Source organism: Microbacterium sp. ZOR0019 (genome assembly GCF_000800925.1).
GTDB lineage: Bacteria > Actinomycetota > Actinomycetes > Actinomycetales > Microbacteriaceae > Microbacterium > Microbacterium aurugineum.
Genome location: NZ_JRKC01000096.1, coordinates 11,946 through 31,378, shown reverse-complemented (window position 1 = coordinate 31,378; position 19,433 = coordinate 11,946). Strand labels below are relative to the sequence as shown.

The 19,433-nt window shown below is 70.7% G+C and carries 22 protein-coding genes; 13 read left to right on the top strand and 9 right to left on the bottom strand.

The window, feature by feature from the left end; all coding sequences use genetic code 11:
• Positions 1-95: 95 nt before the first annotated feature.
• Genes phnC through L978_RS17290 form a run of 5 tightly spaced genes read left to right on the top strand, consistent with a single transcriptional unit; the run spans position 96 to position 5,623 of the window.
• Positions 96-926: a phosphonate ABC transporter ATP-binding protein gene (gene phnC, locus L978_RS17310; RefSeq protein WP_047524603.1), complete on the top strand. Its 831-nt coding sequence runs from the start codon at positions 96-98 to the stop codon at positions 924-926.
• Positions 923-2,677 carry a phosphonate ABC transporter, permease protein PhnE gene (phnE, locus tag L978_RS17305; protein WP_047524601.1) on the top strand — a complete coding sequence of 585 codons (1,755 nt, stop codon included), beginning with the start codon at positions 923-925 and terminating at the stop codon, positions 2,675-2,677. Before phnC ends, phnE begins: the two co-directional genes overlap by 4 nt.
• Positions 2,674-3,819 (top strand): TIGR03364 family FAD-dependent oxidoreductase, encoded by a 1,146-nt coding sequence (locus L978_RS17300; RefSeq protein WP_047524600.1) that lies wholly within the window; start codon positions 2,674-2,676, stop codon positions 3,817-3,819. The genes phnE and L978_RS17300 overlap by 4 nt, the downstream gene beginning before the upstream one ends.
• Positions 3,816-4,523, top strand: a complete 708-nt coding sequence (locus tag L978_RS17295) for a phosphonatase-like hydrolase (protein WP_047524598.1) — start codon at positions 3,816-3,818, stop codon at positions 4,521-4,523. The genes L978_RS17300 and L978_RS17295 overlap by 4 nt, the downstream gene beginning before the upstream one ends.
• Before the next feature lie 11 nt (positions 4,524-4,534).
• The gene (locus L978_RS17290) at positions 4,535-5,623 is read left to right on the top strand and encodes an alcohol dehydrogenase catalytic domain-containing protein (RefSeq protein ID WP_052193835.1); all 1,089 of its coding nucleotides are present in this window, start codon (positions 4,535-4,537) and stop codon (positions 5,621-5,623) included.
• Between the two features lie 61 nt (positions 5,624-5,684).
• Here L978_RS17290 and L978_RS17285 read toward each other — a convergent pair whose 3' ends face one another.
• Entirely contained in the window at positions 5,685-6,098 is a 414-nt protein-coding gene (locus L978_RS17285) for a CBS domain-containing protein (protein WP_047524597.1), read from the bottom strand.
• Positions 6,095-6,574, bottom strand: coding sequence for an FHA domain-containing protein (locus tag L978_RS17280; RefSeq protein ID WP_047524595.1), 480 nt, complete (start codon positions 6,572-6,574; stop codon positions 6,095-6,097). The genes L978_RS17285 and L978_RS17280 overlap by 4 nt, the downstream gene beginning before the upstream one ends.
• Before the next feature lie 189 nt (positions 6,575-6,763).
• On the opposite strand from L978_RS17280, the gene L978_RS17275 reads away from it, so the two are divergent.
• From L978_RS17275 to L978_RS17265, 3 genes are all read left to right on the top strand, one after another.
• The gene (locus L978_RS17275; protein ID WP_021201203.1) at positions 6,764-7,111 is read left to right on the top strand and encodes a DUF7882 family protein; all 348 of its coding nucleotides are present in this window, start codon (positions 6,764-6,766) and stop codon (positions 7,109-7,111) included.
• Between the two features lie 100 nt (positions 7,112-7,211).
• Complete coding sequence (locus L978_RS17270; protein WP_081997107.1) at positions 7,212-8,096, top strand: SDR family oxidoreductase; 885 nt, start codon at positions 7,212-7,214, stop codon at positions 8,094-8,096.
• 51 nt (positions 8,097-8,147) lie between these two features.
• Positions 8,148-9,065 (top strand): EamA family transporter, encoded by a 918-nt coding sequence (locus tag L978_RS17265; protein ID WP_047524593.1) that lies wholly within the window; start codon positions 8,148-8,150, stop codon positions 9,063-9,065.
• Here L978_RS17265 and L978_RS17260 read toward each other — a convergent pair.
• A complete protein-coding gene (locus L978_RS17260; RefSeq protein WP_047524591.1) occupies positions 9,037-9,816 on the bottom strand; it encodes a YidC/Oxa1 family membrane protein insertase in 780 nt (259 codons plus the stop codon). The two genes, L978_RS17265 and L978_RS17260, sit on opposite strands and share 29 nt — an antisense overlap.
• Before the next feature lie 66 nt (positions 9,817-9,882).
• Entirely contained in the window at positions 9,883-10,155 is a 273-nt protein-coding gene (locus tag L978_RS17255; protein ID WP_047524590.1) for a DUF6412 domain-containing protein, read from the bottom strand.
• A gap of 132 nt (positions 10,156-10,287) precedes the next feature.
• On the opposite strand from L978_RS17255, the gene L978_RS17250 reads away from it, so the two are divergent.
• Complete coding sequence (locus L978_RS17250) at positions 10,288-11,334, top strand: NAD(P)H-dependent flavin oxidoreductase (protein WP_047524588.1); 1,047 nt, start codon at positions 10,288-10,290, stop codon at positions 11,332-11,334.
• A gap of 91 nt (positions 11,335-11,425) precedes the next feature.
• Here the strand turns inward: L978_RS17250 and purU are convergent, their stop codons facing one another.
• Entirely contained in the window at positions 11,426-12,277 is an 852-nt protein-coding gene (gene purU / locus L978_RS17245) for a formyltetrahydrofolate deformylase (protein WP_047524587.1), read from the bottom strand.
• Positions 12,278-12,363: 86 nt separating this feature from the next.
• Between purU and L978_RS17240 the strand changes: the two genes are divergently transcribed.
• A complete protein-coding gene (locus tag L978_RS17240) occupies positions 12,364-13,578 on the top strand; it encodes a cation:proton antiporter (RefSeq protein ID WP_047524585.1) in 1,215 nt (404 codons plus the stop codon).
• A complete protein-coding gene (locus tag L978_RS17235; protein ID WP_052193834.1) occupies positions 13,575-14,045 on the top strand; it encodes a hypothetical protein in 471 nt (156 codons plus the stop codon). The genes L978_RS17240 and L978_RS17235 overlap by 4 nt, the downstream gene beginning before the upstream one ends.
• Position 14,046: 1 nt before the next feature.
• On the opposite strand, the gene L978_RS17230 is transcribed toward L978_RS17235, so the two are convergent.
• From L978_RS17230 to L978_RS17215, 4 genes are read right to left on the bottom strand one after another with little or no spacing between them, the layout of a single operon-like run.
• The gene (locus tag L978_RS17230) at positions 14,047-14,763 is read right to left on the bottom strand and encodes a glutamine amidotransferase-related protein (protein WP_047524584.1); all 717 of its coding nucleotides are present in this window, start codon (positions 14,761-14,763) and stop codon (positions 14,047-14,049) included.
• Between the two features lie 40 nt (positions 14,764-14,803).
• Complete coding sequence (locus L978_RS17225; protein WP_047524583.1) at positions 14,804-15,544, bottom strand: substrate-binding domain-containing protein; 741 nt, start codon at positions 15,542-15,544, stop codon at positions 14,804-14,806.
• 10 nt (positions 15,545-15,554) lie between these two features.
• Entirely contained in the window at positions 15,555-15,869 is a 315-nt protein-coding gene (locus L978_RS17220; protein ID WP_047524582.1) for a hypothetical protein, read from the bottom strand.
• The gene (locus L978_RS17215; protein WP_047524581.1) at positions 15,869-17,407 is read right to left on the bottom strand and encodes a PspC domain-containing protein; all 1,539 of its coding nucleotides are present in this window, start codon (positions 17,405-17,407) and stop codon (positions 15,869-15,871) included. The genes L978_RS17220 and L978_RS17215 overlap by 1 nt, the downstream gene beginning before the upstream one ends.
• 106 nt (positions 17,408-17,513) lie before the next feature.
• Here L978_RS17215 and L978_RS17210 point away from each other — a divergent pair, with 106 nt between their 5' ends.
• Positions 17,514-18,767, top strand: a complete 1,254-nt coding sequence (locus L978_RS17210) for an ATP-binding protein (RefSeq protein WP_231555095.1) — start codon at positions 17,514-17,516, stop codon at positions 18,765-18,767.
• A complete protein-coding gene (locus L978_RS17205; protein ID WP_047524580.1) occupies positions 18,760-19,416 on the top strand; it encodes a LuxR C-terminal-related transcriptional regulator in 657 nt (218 codons plus the stop codon). Before L978_RS17210 ends, L978_RS17205 begins: the two co-directional genes overlap by 8 nt.
• Positions 19,417-19,433: the final 17 nt, after the last annotated feature.

Sequence of the window (19,433 nt, the reverse complement as noted above, 5' to 3'; positions counted from 1 at the left end):
CACCTCGCCTCATCGGCGCCCTCCGTCCCGTCCGCCTCGCACGGACGAGACGGAGGGCACCACCGCACGACTCACCACACCACAGGAGCCACGACATGACCGCCTCGGCATCCGACGCCCTCATCCGCCTCGACGGCGTGACGAAGACCTTCGGGACGACCACTGCGTTGAAGGACGCCTCTCTGGAGGTGTCCCGCGGCGAGATCGTCGTGCTTCTCGGGCTCTCCGGCTCGGGCAAGTCGACCCTGCTGCGCCACCTCGACGGCCTCGAGATCCCCACCTCGGGCTCGGTCGAGGTGTTGGGAGCCGAGGTTCCCTCGCTCAAGGGCCGGGCGCTGCGCGACCTCCGCAGCCGCGTGGGCTTCATCTTCCAGCAGTTCGAGCTCGTGCCCTCGCTCACGGTGCTCGAGAACGTCCTCACCGGTTCGCTCTCCGACCTGCGCGGACCGCGCCTCGGGCTCTGGGGGTACTCGCGAGCCGCGAAGGTCACCGCGCTCGAGCACCTCGATCGGGTCGGGCTGCTCGACCGCGCCTACCAGCGCAGCGACACCCTCTCGGGGGGACAGCAGCAGCGCGTGGCCATTGCCCGTGCCCTCATGCAGAAGCCCGACATCCTGCTCGCCGACGAACCGGTCGCCTCGCTCGACCCCGAGTCGAGTGAACAGGTGATGGCACTGATCCGCGAGATCGCCGCCGACGAGGGACTCACCGTCGTGTGCAGCCTGCACCAGGTCGACCTCGCGATCAGCTGGGCCGACCGCATCGTCGGACTCCGCCACGGCGAGGTCGTGCTCGACACCCCGACCGGCGACCTCACCAAGGCCGAGGTCATGGAGATCTACGGCCGCGTCGCCACCACGACCGCCGAGATCCGTGCCGTCCAGGAAGAGCTCGTCGAAGCGGCGGCGCAGGTGGCCGCATCATGACGGCTCTCGACGCGTCGACGGACTCCTCGACGCGGGGCGGCGGGGCGGCTCCTCGGCAGGCGGGACAGGTGAGGGAGCGCGCCCCGAAGCGGGTGGTCTCCCCGGAACGCATCGCGGCATCCCTCACCCTTGTCGCGCTCCTGGTCCTCGGCATCCTCGCCGTCCGTGACGTCGACATCTCGATCCCCGCCATGGTGCAGAGCTGGGGCAACGCCGAGAACTTCATGGCCCGCATCGGCGGACTCACGTTCCCCGCGCCCGGGGATCTCGTCTGGCTGATCGCACTCACCGTCGGTCTCGTGCTCGTCGGAACCCTGCTGGCCGCGCTTCTCTCGGTGCCGATCGCCTACCTCGCCGCGTCCAACACGACTCCGGGCAACGGCTGGCGTGCCGCCGCTCGATTCATCGGCGTGCTCACCCGGGCGCTCCCCGATGTGGTCCTCGCGATGGCGTTCGTGCTGATGTTCTCGCTCGGCACCCTTCCCGGCATCCTCGCCATCGGCATCCACTCGATCGGCATGATCTCGAAGATGTTCGCCGATGCGATCGAGCAGATCGACGAGGGTCCCCGCCTCGCGATCCGTGCCGCGGGCGGTTCGAAGATGCAGGAGTTCTCGGCGGGGATCATCCCGCAGGTGCTGCCCAGCTGGGTGGCCACCGTGCTGCATCGCAACGACATCAACCTGCGAGGCAGCGTCGTGCTCGGCTACGTCGGGGTGGCCGGTCTGGGCCTGGAGATGTCGTACGCCTTCAAGTCGCTGAACTACGGCAAGGGCCTCGGCGTCGCGCTCGTCATCTTCCTCCTGTGCATCGCGATGGAGGTCATCTCGAGCATGGTTCGCGGCGCGATGCTGGGCGAGCAGAAGCACACCCGCTCGTGGATCGACCGGATCCTCCACCCGCGCCTCGGAGCGAACACCGCAGCCGCGCCGGTCGGTCGCCCCGCCTGGGCCACGAGCCCCGAGACCGCCGTGCGTCGCCCCTGGACCTCCCGACGCGTGCGCCACACCGTCGCCGGCGTCGTGGCGGTGCTGGTCGTCATCGGCAGCATCGTGGTCAGCCAGATCAACTGGATGGACCTCATCACCTTCTGGGCCAAGCTGCCCGAGGTCGCCGCGCTGTTCTGGCCACCCTCCTTCGGGAACTACGACGCGAGCGCCATGTTCGAGGCGATGCGGGAGACCGTCGCGATCGCGCTGGCCGCCACGGTGCTCACCCTCCTCCCTTCGCTCGTGCTCGGCTCGCTCGCCGCCCGCAACGTCGCGCCGAACTCCGCAGCACGGGGGACGGCACGACTCCTGCTCGTCGGCATCCGCGGTATCCCGGAGCTGATCCTGGCGATCGTGCTCGTCGTGATCACGGGACTCGGCGCGCAGGCCGGCGTCATCGCCCTCGCGATCGGCGGGATCGGACTCCTCGGCAAGCTCATCGCCGACTCGTTCGAAGAGGTGGATCGCGGCCCCGAGCGCGCGCTCCGGGCCGTCGGGGCGACGCGTCTGCAGACCTACGCCTCGGCGACGGTGCCGCAGGGGACCCAGGCGCTGATCGGTCACAGCTTCTACATGCTCGACACGAACATCCGTGCGGCGACCATCCTCGGGATCGTCGGTGGCGGTGGGGTCGGCTACTACCTGCTCAACGCGAGCCAGGGTTCGCGCTACGAGACCGTGACGGCGATCGTGCTGATGATCCTCGCCACCGTGCTCGTCGTCGAAGGCCTCGCCATGTGGATGCGGAAGGTGTTCCGATGAACCCGGATCGCTCCGCGGACTCTGCGGACGTCGTGGTGGTCGGGGCCGGGATCGTCGGTCTCGGCGCGGCCTACGCGGCGGTCCGTCGCGGGCTGCGGGTGATCGTGGTCGACCGCACCGATGCACCGGTCGGTGCCACGATCCGCAACTTCGGACACCTCTGCATCGGAGCGCAGGGCGGGGACGCCCGGCGGTATGCCGACGCCTCGCGCGAGCTGTGGCTGCGTCTCTCCCAGGACGCGGGCTTCTGGCTGCGCGAGTCGGGAACGCTGGTCGCCGCCCGCCACGACGACGAGATCGCGGTGCTCGAGGCGGCCGCTCACGATGGCGGGATCCGGATGCTCGAGGCCGACGAGCTCCTGCAACTCGCACCGCTGCGCGCCCAGGGCTTGGTCGGCGGCGCACACATCGAGAGCGACCTGCAGACCGATCCGCGCACGGCGGCGTCTGCGATCGTCCGCCACCTCGCAGCCCTCGGCGTGGACTTCCGCTTCCGCACCGGCGTGACCGGAGTCGGGCGCGGCCGGGTCGACACCACCCGGGGGCCCCTCACCTGCGGCAGCGTGGTCGTCGCCGTGAACCACGACATCGACCAGCTGCTGCCCGAGGTGGCCGAACGGCACGGGATCGTCCGCTGCGCCCTCGACATGATGCGGGCGGCCGTGTCGTTCCGGCATCCGCTCGCGGCACCCTTGCTCACCGGATGGTCGCTCGTGCGGTACGGGCGCTTCTCCGACGGACCGGAGGCCGCCCTGCTGCGCGAACGTCTCCACGCCGAACGGCCTGATCTCGCCGCGCTCGACCTGAACCAGATGTACACACAGCTCCCCGACGGCACGCTCATCATCGGGGACTCGCACGCGACCGCCGCAGCTCCTTCGCCGTTCCAGCCCGAGGCCGCCTTCACCGCGTTCCTCACCGAGGCGGAAGCGCTGTTCGATGCGCCGGCGCCGCGGGTGATCGAACGCTGGCAGGGCGTGTACGCCAAGGGTCGGCAGGAGTTCCTGATCGATCGGGGCGACGACGGTGTGCTCGTGCTCGCCGCCACGACCGGGATCGGGATGACCACGGGCCTGGGTCTCGCGGAACACAATCTCACCGCCGCCTTCGGATGGGCGGCAGCAAGGGAAGGAACAACATGACCACTCCCCTCGAACTCGTCGTCCTCGACATGGCGGGAACCACGGTGCTCGACGACGGCGTCGTGGAGCAGGCGTTCCAGCGCGCGGCCGAGCGCACGGGCGTCGCGGATCGGATGCCGTGGGCGGAGGCACTCGACCACGTGCGTGCGACGATGGGGCAGTCGAAGATCGACGTCTTCACGCACCTCTCCGGCGGCGATGCCGATGCCGCGGCACGGGCGACCGCGGCCTTCGAGGGCGCTTACGCCGAGATCATCACCGAGCAGGGCGTCTCCGAGATCCCCGGTGCGGCGGACGCCATCCAGGGCCTCAAAGACGCCGGACTGCGGGTCGCGCTGACCACGGGCTTCGCTCCGATCACTCGAGAGGCCCTGCTCGACGGTCTCGGTTGGCGCGGCCTCGTCGACCTCGCGCTGTCGCCGATCGATGCCGGACGCGGTCGCCCCGCTCCCGACCTCGTGCTCACGGCGCTGCTGCGCACGCAGACCTCGTCGGTCTCCGCGGTCGCCGTCGCGGGCGACACCGTCAGCGATGTCGAGTCCGGACGCCGGGCCGGCGCCGGCTTCGTCGCCGGTGTGCTGACCGGTGCCCATGATCGGCCGGCCTTGAGCGCAGCGGGCGCCGATGCCGTGCTCGCCGACGTCACCGCGTTGCGCGGAGTGCTCGCCCAGCGCGAACTGCTTCCGCTCGTCACGACCTCCTGAGAGACCGTGACATGGGAACGCTGCTGATCCGTCCTCCCGGGCACCGCAGAGACGTCGCGCTGCGCCCGGCGGCGACCGCGATGGTCTGGATCGGCGCCGGACACCCGCACGAGACGATCGCGGTGCCGGGAGTGGCGCTCGCCGATGGCGACGTGCTGGTCGCGGTCGAGATGTCGACCATCTGCGGCTCCGATGTCCACACCGTGCAGGGGCGCCGCTCCGCCCCGGTGCCGCTGGTGCTCGGGCACGAGAGCGTCGGGCGTGTGATCGCGACCGGTGACGCCGGAGCGAGCGGGGTCGATGGCACCCCGCTGCGCATCGGCGATCGCGTGGTGTGGTCGGTGACCGTCTCCTGTGGGAGCTGCGACCGCTGCCTGCGCGGGATACCGCAGAAGTGCCGCGACCTCGGCAAGTACGGTCACGACCGGGTCGGTGTCCACGGCGACCTCACCGGCGCCTTCGCGAGTCACGTGCAATTGCGCACCGGCACCGCGATCGTCCGCGTACCGGAGGCGCTCCCCGCCGCAGTGCTCGCTCCCGCCTCGTGCGCCACGGCGACCGCCTGGGCAGCGGTGGCCAGGGCTGCCCAGGGACGGGACCTCGACGGCGCCGCCGTGCGGATCCACGGCGCGGGATTGGTCGGGCTGTCCGCCGCGGCCATCGCCGTCGAACAGGGCGCGACGGTGGAGGTGCTCGACCCGAACCCGGAGCGGAGGACGCTCGCGACACGATTCGGCGCGACCGTCGTGGACCGCGAACCCGATGTCGTGATCGAGGCGTCCGGTCACGCGGTCCGCGACGCGCTCGAGGGCGTGGCGGTCGGCGGCACGGTCGTGCTCGTCGGCAGCGTCTTCCCCGCGGACCCGGTAGCTTTCGACGCCGAGAGCATCGTGCGGCGCCTCGTGACGGTCGCCGGTGTCCACAACTACACGGGTGCCGAGCTGGCGGAGGCGGTCGGCTTCCTGGCCGGACGCGGTCGCGCCTATCCCTTCGGTGACGCCGTCGGCGCGGTCCGTGGGCTCCTCGAGATCGACAGGGCGTTGGAGGAGGCAGCCGAGCCAGGGGCACCGCTGCGGATCGGGCTCGTCCCGGGGCGCTGAACCTCCGGCGCGCCGGCCTCCTGCGCGCCGGCCTCCGGGGTCAGGGATCCGGGGTCTGGGTTCAGCGGGAGATGCTCTCCACGGTCTTGCCCGTCGTGGTCGCCGAGAGTGATCGGGCGATGTCCGCCTGGCTCACGATGCCGACCAGGCGGCGGTCCGCGATCACGGGCAGACGGCGCACCTGGTTCTCCTGCATGCGTTCCAACGCCACGCGGATGTCGTCGTCCGCGCCCACCGTGACAGGCTTCCCCTTCGCGAGCGCCTCGACCGGTGTCGTCTCGGGATCCATCCCCAGAGCGACCGCACCGACCACGATGTCGCGATCGGTGAGCATGCCCTTGAGGCGGCTGTCCTCTCCGCAGATCGGCAGCGCGCCGACGTCGAGCTCGGCCATGACGGATGCGGCGATGCGGAGCGAATCGTTCACGCCGATGCAGCGCGGACTCGGCGTCATGAGCTCGCGCGTGGTGGTCATCGCTCTTCGCTCTCGTCGTAGTCCGGACGCGGCGGCTGCAGCGGCTGATCGGAGTACTCTCCACCCGCGCGCCCCCCGTAAGGACGTCCGTGGTCGGCGAACTCGTCGCGTGCGAACACGAACGTCCAGGGCCCCGCCGTGAAGTGCGCGCCCGTGCGCAGCGTCTCGGAGGACTCGTCGGTGTGAGTCGCGTCCACACCCAGGCTCGCGTTGGTCTCGCCCTCGCCGTTCAAGGTCAGCACGTACTCGTCGCGGTCGTCGTGCGTGATGGTCGCGTGCACGGGGTCGGTCTCGGGGAGGCGCAGTTCGTTGCCCTCGGCCGACCCGATCCGCACCACGTCGGCCTCGAGCGCGAATTCGGTGCGTTCGTCGTCTCGGCTGATGCGCAATCGAGGGTTCCCCGCGCCCCATTCGGCATGCGTGGTCGTGGGGGTGTATCCGTCATCCGGGCGGTCGTCGATGTGTCGGTCGTTCATGGCAGTCCTCCTCGAATCGCGTGTCCCGAGGCTAGGGTCCTGCCGTCGCTCCGCCGAAGGGGGTTGACTTCGGCGCAGCGAGTCGCCAGCGCGCGGTCGACCGCACCCGGAGGCGATAACCTTCTCCCGAGTACGGGAGAATGAGGTGAGCCGTCGTCTCGGCCCGGCAGCGACCAAGGAGCACCACCCATGGGTAAATTCGTCTACGAAGGTGGCGTGAAGACCGAGATCGAGGATCGCGCCCTCACCCACCTTCAGCTCGTCATCACCGCGAAGCTTCGCCGCGGGGAGCCCTTCCCGTTCAGCTGGCGTGAGGATGCGAGCGTCGGCGGCGGGCGCACCACGGTGTGGATCCAGCCGGGGAGCTCGCTCGTCTTCAAGTACTTCGGCAGCCGTCAGCCCTCCATCAACCGGGCGTGGATCGAGGCACTCGCCTTCACCGCGAACGCGCCGAGCGGGCTGTACCTCGTGCCCGAACCCGCCGAGGCCGGCGACGAGCCCGGTGCCGGTGAGGTTCCGGTCACCCCTCCGCTCTGAGCCGCGACCGCGGCTCCGAGCCCGGGATGTCAAGCCCCTGACCACGGGCGGGCAAGGATGGAAGTGTGGGCCTCGTTCGACGAGACGAGGAGGATCGGCCATGACCGACGACATCACCGACCCCCGACACGCGCACCGCGAAGAGGGCTTTCCCGACCAGCACCAGGACCAGCCGGGGCTGACCGAGCGGACGCGCCCCGAACCGGACCACGGCGAAGGGACCTACGTCGGCCACGGGCGTCTGGAAGGTCGCCGTGCTCTCATCACGGGCGGTGACTCCGGGATCGGTCGGGCCGTCGCGATCGCCTTCGCACGGGAGGGCGCCGACATCGCGATCGCGCACCTGCCCGAGGAGCAGGACGACGCGGAGGACACGCTCGCCCTCGTCCGCGAGACGGGGCGCACGGGTGTGGGCTTCGCAGGCGACCTGCGAGAAGAGGCGTTCGCGACCGACATCGTCGCCCGCACGCGGAGCGAGTTGGGTGGGCTCGACGTGCTCGTGCTCAACGCGGGCTATCAGCACGACATCGACGACTTCGGGAGTCTGGAGACGGACCGCATGCGTCGGGTGTTCGACACGAACCTGGCGGGCATGCTGTTCTCGGCGCGGGCGGCCTACCCCGACCTCCAGCCCGGAGCGAGCATCATCGTGACGGCTTCCATCCAGGCCTACAACCCCTCACCGGGATTGATCGACTACGCCATGACCAAGGCGGCGCAGATCGCGTTCGTCAAAGCGCTCGCCGAGGAGGCGGGACCCCGCGGCATCCGCGTCAACGCCGTCGCGCCGGGACCGGTCTGGACACCCCTGATCCCCGCGACCGGATGGGATGCCGAGCGGCTGGCGACCTTCGGTGCCGACACTCCGCTGGGTCGGGCGGGTCAGCCGGCGGAACTGGCCGGCGCCTACGTGTACCTGGCATCGGCGGAATCCTCGTACACGTCCGGCTCGGTCATCGCGGTCACCGGCGGCAAGGGCCTCTGACACGTGCTCAGGCGGCGGCACCGAGGGGGAGCCGCCGCCTAAGCTTGGGGGGTGCAGAAGCCGGCCGCGTCCCGTCCCCTCGTCGGAGTCGCGCTCGTCATCGGCTCCTGCCTCTCGCTTCCCTTCGGCGCCGCCGTCGCGGCCCAGCTCTTCCCGGTGCTCGGTCCGTGGGGGGTGACCTCACTGCGCGTCGCGATCGCCGCGATCCTCCTGGTCGTCATCGTGCGCCCGCGGCCCGGGAAGTGGACCCGCCCGCAGTGGTTCGCCGCGGTGCTCTTCGGCGTCTCGCTGGCCGCGATGAACGGCTTCTTCTACGCGGCGATCGACCGCATCCCCCTGGGCCCCGCCGTCGCGATCGAATTCCTCGGACCACTCGTGCTCGCGGCCGTGCTCACCCGGAAGGTCACGGACTTCGTCTGGGTCGGAGTGGCTCTCCTCGGAATGATCGTGCTGGGCATCGACGGCCTGATCGGTGCCGAGCCGCTCGATCCGCTCGGTGTGCTGTTCATCCTGATCGCAGCGGGCTTCTGGGCCATGTACATCCGGATGAGCGCCCGCGTCGGCTCCCTCATCCCGGGCAGCAGCGGCCTGGCGATGGGACTCGTAGTCGCTGCCGTCCTGCTCATCCCGGTCGGCATCCCGGCCGCGTCGACGGTGGCGATGGATCCGCAGCTGCTCCTGCTCGCTGCGATCACCGCGGTGCTGTCGTCCGTGATCCCCTACAGCTTCGAGCTCGCGGCGCTGCGCCGTCTGCCGCAGCGCGTGTTCGGTGTGCTGCTGAGCCTCGAACCGGCGTTCGCGACGCTCGCCGGCTGGCTCATCCTCGGCCAGGACGCCACGCCGCTGCGGATGCTCGCCGTCGCCCTCGTGATCGCCGCGAGCGTCGGGACCACGCTCGGGGTGCGGAGGGAACGCCGCGACGACGGTCCCTCCGGCCCGTTCACTGCACCGATACCGCTGCCCGACTGACCGCGGGGACCGGCAGCGGGTACCGGCGGCGCAGGATCACGCGCTGCACGAGCGTCCACACCACCGTGACCGTCAGGTAGAGCGCAGCGGCGAGAGGCACGAACACGGCGAAGACCGCGGTCGCGTAGTGCATCACCGAGACGACGCGCAGCAGGGTGGGGGAGTTCAGGGGTGAGTCGTCCCCGTCGACCGGCGTCGGGCGGAACACGCGGCGGGTGATCTCGGCGACGGCGAGCATGACCGCGAGCAGCACCCCGAACACGAGGAAGGTGGCGGGTGTCGCGGTGCCCCCGAACAGCGCCGACACCAGGCTCGTGCCCAGCGGTGCGCCGAACAGGTCGTGCGCGAGCAGCTCGTTCGGGTGTCCCGCGATCTCGGGCCGGAGGAACAGCGTGTAGAGGATGCCGACCACGGGGGCCTGTGCGAGCACCGGGAGCATCCCCGCGAACGGCGACGTGTTCTCCGCGCGGTACAGCGCCAGCGTCTCCTTCTGCAGGCGCTCGGGGTTCTTCTTGTGGCGGCGCTGCAGCTCGCGCAGCTTCGGCGCGAGACGCGCCCTGGTCTGCTCGGCCTTGGCCTGGGAGATGCCGACGGGGATGAGCAGTACCCGCACGAGCAGTGTGACGAGGACGACGGCGAGAGCGGCGGCGGAGGCACCGGCGATGGGGGTGAGCAGGTCGGAGAGCCCGGTCAGCGCGCCGTAGGCGGCGTCGAGGAGGGCGGCGAGGGGTGGAAAGGCAAAGGGGTCCATGGAAGTGTCCGTTCGAGGTGTCGGGAAGGGTCGGCGAAGGCCGCGCGGTCCCGTCGAAAGAGCGGACTACGCGGCGGTCGCGACTCCCGGCGCCCGAGGGCGCGGATGCCCGGCGGCATCAGGATCACTCTGCGTGAGGAGGGTGCCGACGTCGATGGCGCGCAACGGATGCGGGGCACCGGTCGAGGCCTCCGGGCGCACACTCAGCACGATCGCGAGGGTGAGTGCGGTCACCGCGAGCAGGGCGACGGCGAGGCCGAGAGCCGTGGCATCCGGCATCGACACGAGGCCGAGCGCGGTCGCGACGATGCTCAGCATCTGCCCGAACCACTCGCTCATGCGCGCTCCCTTCCTGTTGTGAGGGTAGCACCGGGGGCCGCCGCCGCTTTCGAATCGCGCGAATGGTGCGCTCCCGGCCACTTATGCCGCACAGTGCGCGATTCGAAAGCCGACGGGGCGTACGGTCGAATCATGAGTGACCTTCGCGCCCTGTTCGGAATCGAGCATCCGATCATCCTCGGTCCGTTCGGCGGGCTCTCCTCGACCGCCCTCACGGCTGCGGTCAGCGCTGCGGGCGGCCTCGGTTCGTTCGGACTCTACGGCTACGACGGCGACCGCATCCGTGCGACCGGCGCGGCGCTGCGGGCGGCGACCGATCGTCCGTTCGCGGTGAACATCTGGCTCCCCACCGGCGACGAGGTCGAGCCGAATCCGCAGCACACGGTGTTCGCGCAGGCGCTGCAACCCTTCTACGAGGCGGTCGGCATCGATCTCCCGGCGCGCCCGGAGCGGTACGTCCCGTCGCTCGAGGAGCAGCTCGACGCGATCTGGGAGATCCGGCCCGCCGTGCTCAGCACGGTGTTCGGGGTGCCGTCGGCCGAGGTGGTCCAGGAGGCACAGCGCCGGGGGATCCGCATCGTCGGTACCGCGACCACCGTCGCCGAGGCTGTCGCGCTCGCCGACGCCGGGGTGGATGCGGTGGTCGCCACGGGTGCCGAGGCGGCCGGGCATCGGGTGTCGTTCCTCCGTCCGGCTGAGGACTCGCTCGTCGGCACGTTCGCGCTCGTCCCGCAGGTGGTCGATGCGGTGGATGTGCCGGTGATCGCGGCAGGGGGCATCGCCGAGCGACGGGGAGTCGCCGCGGCGTTCTCGTTGGGGGCGACCGGCGTGCAGGTCGGGACGGCCTTCCTCGCGACGGCGGAATCCGTGGCCACGACCGCGCATCGCGCCGCGATCCGTGCGACCGCCGCCGAGGAGACGGTGCTCACCCGTGCCATGAGCGGTCGTCTGGCCCGGGGCGCCCGCAACCGTGCGGTGCGGGCGATCGAGGCGAGCGGCACGATCGCACCGTTCCCGATGCAGAACTGGCTCACCGGACGCTTCCGGGCCGCGGCGGGGGAGCAGAATCTCGGGGAGCTCCAGTCGCTGTGGATGGGGCAGGCGGCGCCGCTCGCACGCCATGACAGCGCCGCCGAGGTGTTCGCGGAGCTGGCCGCCGGCGTGCCGCGCCCCTCCTGACCGCTCTCTGCCTGCGCTCCGGTCGCATTTTCTCCGCCAAAACAGCGGTTTAGCGTGCGAAAGTGCGACCGGAAGAGGGCCGAAGCGGGCGCTAGAGGATGACGGTGGACTTGCCGTGCACGATCACACGGTCCTCGGCGTGCCACTGCACGGCGCGGGCGAGCACGAGTCGCTCGACATCGGCCCCGCGGCTCTGCAGCTCGGCCGCTGACTCGGAGTGGGTCACGCGCGTGACGTCCTGCTCGATGATCGGCCCCTCGTCGAGATCGGCCGTCGCATAGTGCGCGGTCGCGCCGATCAGCTTCACGCCGCGGTCCTTGGCGCGGGCGTAGGGGTTCGCCCCGATGAACGCGGGCAGGAAGGAGTGGTGGATGTTGATCACCGGCGCCTCGAGGCGGGTGATGAAGTCGTCGGTGAGGATCTGCATGTAGCGCGCCAGCACGACGAGGTCGACGTTCCCGCGCAGCAGTTCGAGCTGTCGCTCCTCCATGGCGGCCTTGTCGCCCGAGGGGATGTGCACGAAGGGGACGCCGAAGGAGCGGACCGACTCGGCCAGGTCGGGGTGGTTGGAGACCACCATCGTGATGTCGATGTCGAGCTGGCCACGCTGTGTGCGCCAGAGCAGCTCCATCAGGCAGTGGTCGTACTTCGAGACGAAGATCGCCACGCGCTTGCGGCGGGCGACGTCGTGCAGCGACCACTCCATGCCGAAGCGTTCGGCGACGACGGCGATGTCGGCTTCGAGCGCGGGGCGTGCGGCGGCGAGTCCATCGAGGTGGATCACGGTGCGCTGGAAGAAGCGTCCGCCCTCGGAATCCGTCGAGTGCTGGTCGAGCGAGATGATGTTCGCACCGTGCTGGGCGAGCACGCCCGCCACGGCGGCGACGATCCCGGGCTGGTCGTCGCAGGCGATGAGCAGGCGGGCGGTATCGGGCTGGGACATGGAGGCTCCTCGAGGGTGTGCATCGATTCTGCCGTGGATGCACACCGGGGGCGAATCGCGGGAGGCGACTCGCTACTCTGAGAATCGTGGAAGCGAGCGATCTCGGCCTGGTGCTGATCCCCCTGCTGGCCGTCGCCGCGCCCCTGCTCGCCCGTGGGGTCCGCCCGGTGGTGCGGGTGCCGATCGTGGTGTTCGAACTCGTGCTCGGGATCCTCGTGGGGCCGGCGGTGCTCGGCTGGGTCGAACCGGGCCCCCTGCTGGAGAAGCTCAGCGACTTCGGTCTGGCGCTGCTGTTCTTCGTCGCCGGCACCGAGATCGACTTCAAGACCGTGGCGGGCAAACCGCTCGCCCGCGCCTCCCTCGGCTGGCTCCTCAGCGTTCTGCTGGGCATCGGCCTGGGCTTCTTCTTCGCCCCCGGCGAGGGGATGGTCGTGATCGGCATCGCGCTGAGCTCCACCGCGCTCGGCACGCTGATGCCGATCCTGCGCGACGCCCGCGAGCTGGACACGCCGTTCGGTCGTGCGATCAGTGCGATCGGCGCGGTCGGCGAGTTCCTGCCCCTGATCGCGATCTCGATCTTCCTCAGCACGCGCACCACACCGATCGCCACGGCCGTCCTGCTGACGTTCGTGGTGCTGGCCGGGCTCGCGGTGCTGCTCGCGCACCGTGTGCCGCACGGGCGGCTGCACCGCATCGTTCGTGCGACGCTGCACACGTCCGACCAGTTCGGGGTGCGCTTCGTGATCCTGCTCATCGCGGCGCTGGTCGGCCTGAGCGTGATGCTCGACCTCGACATGCTGCTCGGCGCCTTCGTCGCGGGAGCGGTGTGGCGCATCATCATGACGCGGGCACCGAAGGAATCCGCCGAGGAGGTCGAGAGCAAGATCGAGGCGATCGCATTCGGATTCCTCGTGCCGATCTTCTTCCTCTACACGGGCGTGACCTTCGACCTGCAGGCCCTGCTCACCTCGCCGACGGCCCTCGCCCTGGTGCCCATCTTCCTGATCGCGCTGCTGGCCATCCGCGGGGCGGCCGCGCAGCTCTCGGCCCCGGTGGGGATGAGCGTCCGCGACCGTGCGGCCCTCGGGCTCCTCGCCGCCACCGGACTGCCGATCATCGTCGCGGTCACCGCGATCGGCGTCGACGAGAAGATGCTCGACACCGGCACCGCGGCGGCACTGGTCGGAGCGGGCATGCTCTCGGTGCTGCTCTATCCGCTGATCGGGATGACCCTGCGCGGGGATCGCGCCGACGTCGTCGGGCCCGCCCGTGCGGGCGACGCTGTGCAGGGGGAGCTGTGACGAGTGCGTCGGCGCTCCTGACCCGTACGGTGCAGAGCCTCGACGGCATCGCGAAGGAAGGGCTCGGCGAGCAGCGCGTCTCCCGGTGGCGCGCGCGCCGCATCGTGCGGGTCGGCGAAGCATGGCATCTGGGTGTGCTGCTGCTGACCGACACGCACGCGCTGGCCACGGCCGAGGTGCTCCGCGCGGCCGATCCCGGACGCCGCGGTTACACCGCCGAGTCGGCCAGAGCACGCGCCGAACGTCGTGCCGAAGCCCTGCGGGGTGGCTTCGACGAGGGCGACGTCGTCCACGTGGGATGGAGCGTGATCGACGTCGACGCCGTGGATGCGGGCGGCTCCTCCGGTCCGCTGGCGCTCGTCGACGGCGTCCCCTCGGTGCGGTGGAGCGCAGCCGGCGGGTACATGCCCCTGGAGGCATACCTGCGTGAGCGCGTGTCCCTGTTGCGGGATTCGGCGGGAGGCTGAGTCAGGCGAAGGTCTCGGCGAAGCGGCGCAGAAGCGCGGCGCCCTCGGTGACCGATGCGGCGAGCACCTGCTGCTGCACCGCGTCGAACTCTTCCGGGTCGAAGTAGCCGGTGGTGCGGTAAAAGGTCATCCGGTCCGCGAAGTCGCGGGGAGTGGGCTCCGGATGGAACTGCGCTGCATACAGGTGCGTGCCCACGCGGTAGGCCTGCACCGGGCAGACCTCATTGGTCGCCAGGAGCATCGCGCCGGGCGGGGTGCTCGCCGAGCTCTCCTTGTGTGCCGTGAACACGGTGAGAGCGGGGCCGCTCGGCCCGAAGACGGGATCGGCGGCGCCGGCTTCGGTCACATCGATCACGGTGGCGCTCGCGGGCTCGGGAGTGTCCGTCACGACCTCGCCCCCGAGCATGCGGGTCACGACACCGATGCTGAAGCAGGTGAAGAACACCGCGATCTCGGCGGCCATCGCCGCGTCGGCCAGTGTGCGGAGGTCGGCTTCGACCCGCAGCTGCTCCGCGGACTTCACCGTGTCGGAGACGTTGAACGGGGAGCCCCCGACCACGACGCCGCGGTATCCGCGTAGACGCTCGATGTGCAGCGGTGTCTGCAGCAGGTCGAGTCGATCGACGACGTCGACGCCGACCGCCCGTCGGAAGGACGCATGCTCGGCGTCCGCCGCCCCGATCTCGGGTCGCACGCACACGTAGAGAAGCGAGGCCATCAGGAGATTCTAACGAGCGCGCGGAGCCGGGCCGACGCGGTCACCGGGAGGAGTTCGCGGTCCGGCCGCGGACGATGCCGACGAAGGTCTCGACGTCGGGTGTGGTGCGATCGCGAGGCCAGACCAGCGCCACCGTGGACGTCGGACCGCCGACGAGCACGCGGTGGTCGGCATCCTTGCGGTGGTGCAGGCGAGCCAGCGACATCGGGACGATCACGATGCCGACGCCGGAGGCCGCCGTGGCGATCGCCTCTCCGGTCGGCAGTGCGGCGAAGGCGGCCGGGAGTGTGCCGGGGAGGTCGAGCGGGCCCAGCACGTCATCGGACAGCCCGATCACGACCTCGCCCTCGAGATCCGCGGCGGAGAGCTCTTCGGCCGCCATCAGGTGCGAGTCGACCGCGGCGATCACGACCGGCACCTCGTCGTACAGAGGGATGATGTGCAGGGACTCGTCCGTGAGCGGCAGACGGACCAGCGCCGCATCGATCCCGTCGAGCGCCTCGCGCTGGGTGGCGACCTCGATCGGGACGAGCTCGAGCGGCACTCTCGGCATTCGCTGCTTCCACGCGTCGATCCACTTGCCCGGTGTCGCGCCCGGCACCGCGCCCAGACGGAAGGTACGCGGTGCCTCGGGCTCGGGCTGAGGGGCATCGAAGACGACCTTGGCCGTCTTCTTCTTCGGCTTCTGCGGCGGGAAGCGCTCGGCGGGGGCGGCCTTGTTGCGACGTACAGGGGTACCTCGACCTGCGCCCTTCCCGGGCCGCCTTCCCTGATTCGCCATGGGGTCCAGGCTACTCGGCGGGGGAGGCGGGCACGTCCGCCCGCGTGGCGGGGTCCGTCGCCGTCGCGAGTTTCCGCTGCGCACGGCGGATGAGCCCTGCGGCTCCCCCGACCAGGATCAGCACGCCCACGGTCAGGAGGAGGATCGTGACGATCGTGGTCGGCGTCAGAGCGAGGAGCCCATCGGCGACGGTGTCCCTCCGGTCGGCGTCGGCCAGCATCCAGAGGGCGACCGCGGCGATCGCGGCGAACAGGAGGCCCCAGATGATGGCGGCCCAGCGCGTGCGGGGAGGGGAGGGGGCTTCGACGATCGTCGGCGTACTCATCACTGGTCTTCCTTCGCGGGCTCGTAGAGGGTGACGGAGATCACTCCGCTGGTCTGATCGATCGTGACGGGTTGTACGAGGGTGGGCTCGGTGTCCTCAGCGGCGACCTTCTGCAGGACGATCGACTCCCCGTTCCTGCGCACGGGAGTCCAGGTGCCGTGCGCAGTGATCTGGCCGGTCTCCTCATCCACTCGGGTCCACGAAACGGTCGCCGACCCGACGACGGCGCGCAGATCGAGCTCGACGCCCGACTGGACGTCGATGTAGGTGTTGCCGGATCCCTTGTCCACGACGATCGACCGCGCACCATCCTCGAACGGATTCAGCGTGAGGAACGTATCGCCGAAGGGCTGCCGGACATGCGCGGATTCGTCGTTGCCGAGCGCGACGTAGCCCAGCGTGACGCCCGGGAAGGCGGAGAAAGCGCCGGCGACGAGTCCGCCGATGAGCGTCACCACGGTCGCGAAGGCCAGGAACCCGCTGCGCCGACGGAACGCCCCGGCCACGATCATCCCGAGTGCCAGGATGAGCGCCGCCGCGAGCAGTCCCAGGGCGCCGCCGAGGGCCTCACCGCCCGTGACGAGACCGACGGCAGAGCCCGTGATGATCGCGAGGCCGACGATGGTCGCGGCGAACGCGAAGCCGGCCCGGGGGTTCGAGGCACGGCGGAGGCGTCGGCGCTCCGCGGCCTCGGTCGCGAACACCGCAGCCTCGGCCTGGCGTTCACGACGCAACTGGTCGCGGGCGGCCCGCTCGATGTCCTGCTGCTGGCGGCGCCACGCCTGATCCTGTTCCTTCCAGGCCGCATGCTGGGCGCGCCAGGCCTCGAGAGCGGTCGGGTCCTGTGAACCGGGCGGGAGGGGGGCGGGCGGTTCCGGGGGAGTGAAGGCGAGCGCGGTGTCGGAGACCTCATCGGTGAGAGTGGCATCCGCCCCCTCAGCGGTACCCGAATCGCTGAGGGGGTCGGGTGCGGCCGGGGCCGCCGAATCTGCGGAAGCCATCGGCAGATCCGGCGCGGAAGCACCCGGGGTGCGGCGCATGGCGCGCACGATCAGGAAGAGCAGACCGGCGACGAGCACGAGCCCGACGATCCAGCTGACGACGGAGAGAGCCGACCACCCGTCGTAGCCGAGTCCGAAGAGACGTCCGGCCAGTGGTGCGGTCGGGAAGAGACCGATGACGGCCATCGCGAGGATGCCCCACTGCGCCGGCTGATAGTCGCGGCGGAACAGATCGCGGAGGTGGACCCGTCCGTCGATGTCGGGCAGCAGCGCCCAGGCCGCGGCATACAGGAAGATCACCGGCAGGCCGAAGAGCGCCGCGACCACGAGGATCCCGCGGACGATCAGCGGATCGATGCGCAGCCGGGCAGCGATCCCCGCGGCGACACCGCCCAGCCAGCCCTCGGACCGGGCGACACCGAGGCCGGCGACCCAGAGGAGGAAGCGTTCGGCTCCGCGGGGGATGCCGGTGCCCGGTGCGCCGACGGCCGGAGTGGCCTGGTCGGCAGGAGGCGGGGGTGCAGTCGGAATCGTCATGCTTCGATCCTGGCGTCATCCGTCGGGCCCCTGCCATGGGGGGAACCCCTGAGTGGCCCCTGATTCTGGCCAGGGGAGGACCCGGAGCGCCCATGCGGATGATTGGATGGGCGACATGTCCTCTTCGGCGCATGCTCCCGCGCGATCAGCGCCCATCGCTGCGCCGCGCCCGCCGCTGACCCGTGATCGCGACTGCCTGGTGGCCGGGGTGAGTGCGGGCCTCGCGCGACACCTGGGCGTGCGGGTGGGGCTGGTGCGAGCGCTGTTCCTCGCGCTGACGCTGTGCGGCGGCGCCGGCATCCTCCTCTACGCCTGGTGCTGGGCCTTCACGCCGTGGAGCGAGGGGGAGGAGGCCCCGACCAGACGCGTACCGGTCGCCTGGCTGCTGCTCGCTCCCGCCGGTGTCGGGATCCTCATCGTGCTGGCCTGGCGCGGCGGCAGTGACTGGCTGAGTGGATCCATCCCGCCCGATCTCGCCGCGGTCGTCGTCGGTGGCACGGTGGGCTTCGCGACGGGCGCCGGGCTCTGGGCGACCCTGATCGATCGCACCGACACCGCGCGCGGACCGCGACACACGATGACCGTCCGGATCCTGGCTCTCGTGCTGCTCGCCCTGCTGTTCACCGTGCTGCTCTCCTGGCCCGTCGCGCGCTCGGGGGTGGCGCTCGTGCTCCTCCCTCTCGCCGGGCTCGCTGCGGTGATCTCCTCGGCCCTCATCCCGCGATGGCGCGAACTGTCCGGCGAACGGGTGCGCCGCATCCGCGAGGAGCAGCGCAGCCAGATGGCCGCGCACCTGCACGATTCCGTGCTGCAGACGCTGGCGCTGATCCAGAACAGGGCAGGAGCCTCCAGCGAGGCGGCCCGCCTCGCCAGGGCGCAGGAGCGCGAGCTGCGCGCATGGTTGTACGACGGCGACGCACCGGCCGACAGCGACCTCCCGACGGATCTGCGTGACTACGCGGGAGCCCTCGAGCTCGACTATCCGGTGCGCATCGACGTCGTGTCGGCGGGCCTGTCCACCGAGCGCGCCAGCGGGGAACTCGCGGCGGCGGCCCGAGAGGCGATCCTCAACGCCGCGCGGCATGCCGGCGGGGACATCTCGGTGTACATCGAGGGGAGCGCCGCGGGCGTCGACGTCTTCATCCGGGACCGCGGTGAGGGCTTCGACCTCGACGATGTGCCGAGCGATCGCCTCGGGGTACGGGAGTCGATCATCGGCCGGATGCGTCGTGCCGGTGGTACCGGAGCGGTCCGCAGCGACGCGAACGGGACCGAAGTGCATCTGAGCATTCTGGCGGCCCCGCCGTACGACCGGGCGGCGGGGCGACCGATCCCCACCCGGGAGGACGACCATGCCTGAGAGCATCCGCGTCGTGATCGTCGACGACCACTCGATCTTCCGCTCCGGCCTGCGTGCCGACCTCGATGCGAGTGTCGACGTGGTCGGCGAGGCGGCGGACGTGCCGTCCGCGATCGCCGTGATCGCGGAGACACAGCCGGACGTCGTCCTGCTCGACGTGCACCTGCCGGGTGGGAGTGGCGACGATGCCGCGGGCGGAGAAGCGGTGATCCGCGGGTCGGCCACGGCGGCGCGGTTCCTCGCGCTCAGCGTCTCGGATGCTGCCGCCGACGTCGTGCGCGTGATCCGGGCGGGCGCCCGCGGCTACATCACCAAAGGGTCATCGGGCATCGAGGTCAGCAGCGCCGTGCACGCCGTGGCGGACGGGGATGCGGTCTTCTCACCGCGGCTCGCCGGGTTCGTTCTTGACGCCTTCGGAGCGGTCGCCGGTGAGACCGCGACGGCGACCGACGAACTGGATCGCCTCTCCGCGCGTGAGCAGGAGGTCATGCGGCTGATCGCCCGCGGCTACGCCTACAAGGAGGTCGCTTCGGAGCTCTTCATCTCGATCAAGACGGTCGAGACGCACGTGTCATCCGTGCTGCGCAAGCTGCAGCTCTCCTCCCGCCACGAACTCACCGCGTGGGCGTCGGAGCGCCGCCTGCTGTAGTCGTGACGGCCCGGCTG

Coding starts and splice junctions, on each gene's coding strand:
- L978_RS17270 (WP_081997107.1), top strand. CDS start 7,212: ATGACCGACGACATCACCGACCCCCGACACGCGCACCGCGAAGAGGGC.
- L978_RS17210 (WP_231555095.1), top strand. CDS start 17,514: ATGGGCGACATGTCCTCTTCGGCGCATGCTCCCGCGCGATCAGCGCCC.
- purU (WP_047524587.1), bottom strand. CDS start 12,277: ATGTCCCAGCCCGATACCGCCCGCCTGCTCATCGCCTGCGACGACCAG.
- phnC (WP_047524603.1), top strand. CDS start 96: ATGACCGCCTCGGCATCCGACGCCCTCATCCGCCTCGACGGCGTGACG.
- L978_RS17280 (WP_047524595.1), bottom strand. CDS start 6,574: ATGAACGACCGACACATCGACGACCGCCCGGATGACGGATACACCCCC.
- L978_RS17300 (WP_047524600.1), top strand. CDS start 2,674: ATGAACCCGGATCGCTCCGCGGACTCTGCGGACGTCGTGGTGGTCGGG.
- L978_RS17220 (WP_047524582.1), bottom strand. CDS start 15,869: ATGAGTACGCCGACGATCGTCGAAGCCCCCTCCCCTCCCCGCACGCGC.
- L978_RS17250 (WP_047524588.1), top strand. CDS start 10,288: ATGAGTGACCTTCGCGCCCTGTTCGGAATCGAGCATCCGATCATCCTC.
- L978_RS17215 (WP_047524581.1), bottom strand. CDS start 17,407: ATGACGATTCCGACTGCACCCCCGCCTCCTGCCGACCAGGCCACTCCG.
- L978_RS17275 (WP_021201203.1), top strand. CDS start 6,764: ATGGGTAAATTCGTCTACGAAGGTGGCGTGAAGACCGAGATCGAGGAT.
- L978_RS17290 (WP_052193835.1), top strand. CDS start 4,535: ATGGGAACGCTGCTGATCCGTCCTCCCGGGCACCGCAGAGACGTCGCG.
- L978_RS17205 (WP_047524580.1), top strand. CDS start 18,760: ATGCCTGAGAGCATCCGCGTCGTGATCGTCGACGACCACTCGATCTTC.
- phnE (WP_047524601.1), top strand. CDS start 923: ATGACGGCTCTCGACGCGTCGACGGACTCCTCGACGCGGGGCGGCGGG.
- L978_RS17285 (WP_047524597.1), bottom strand. CDS start 6,098: ATGACCACCACGCGCGAGCTCATGACGCCGAGTCCGCGCTGCATCGGC.
- L978_RS17230 (WP_047524584.1), bottom strand. CDS start 14,763: ATGGCCTCGCTTCTCTACGTGTGCGTGCGACCCGAGATCGGGGCGGCG.
- L978_RS17255 (WP_047524590.1), bottom strand. CDS start 10,155: ATGAGCGAGTGGTTCGGGCAGATGCTGAGCATCGTCGCGACCGCGCTC.
- L978_RS17260 (WP_047524591.1), bottom strand. CDS start 9,816: ATGGACCCCTTTGCCTTTCCACCCCTCGCCGCCCTCCTCGACGCCGCC.
- L978_RS17295 (WP_047524598.1), top strand. CDS start 3,816: ATGACCACTCCCCTCGAACTCGTCGTCCTCGACATGGCGGGAACCACG.
- L978_RS17225 (WP_047524583.1), bottom strand. CDS start 15,544: ATGGCGAATCAGGGAAGGCGGCCCGGGAAGGGCGCAGGTCGAGGTACC.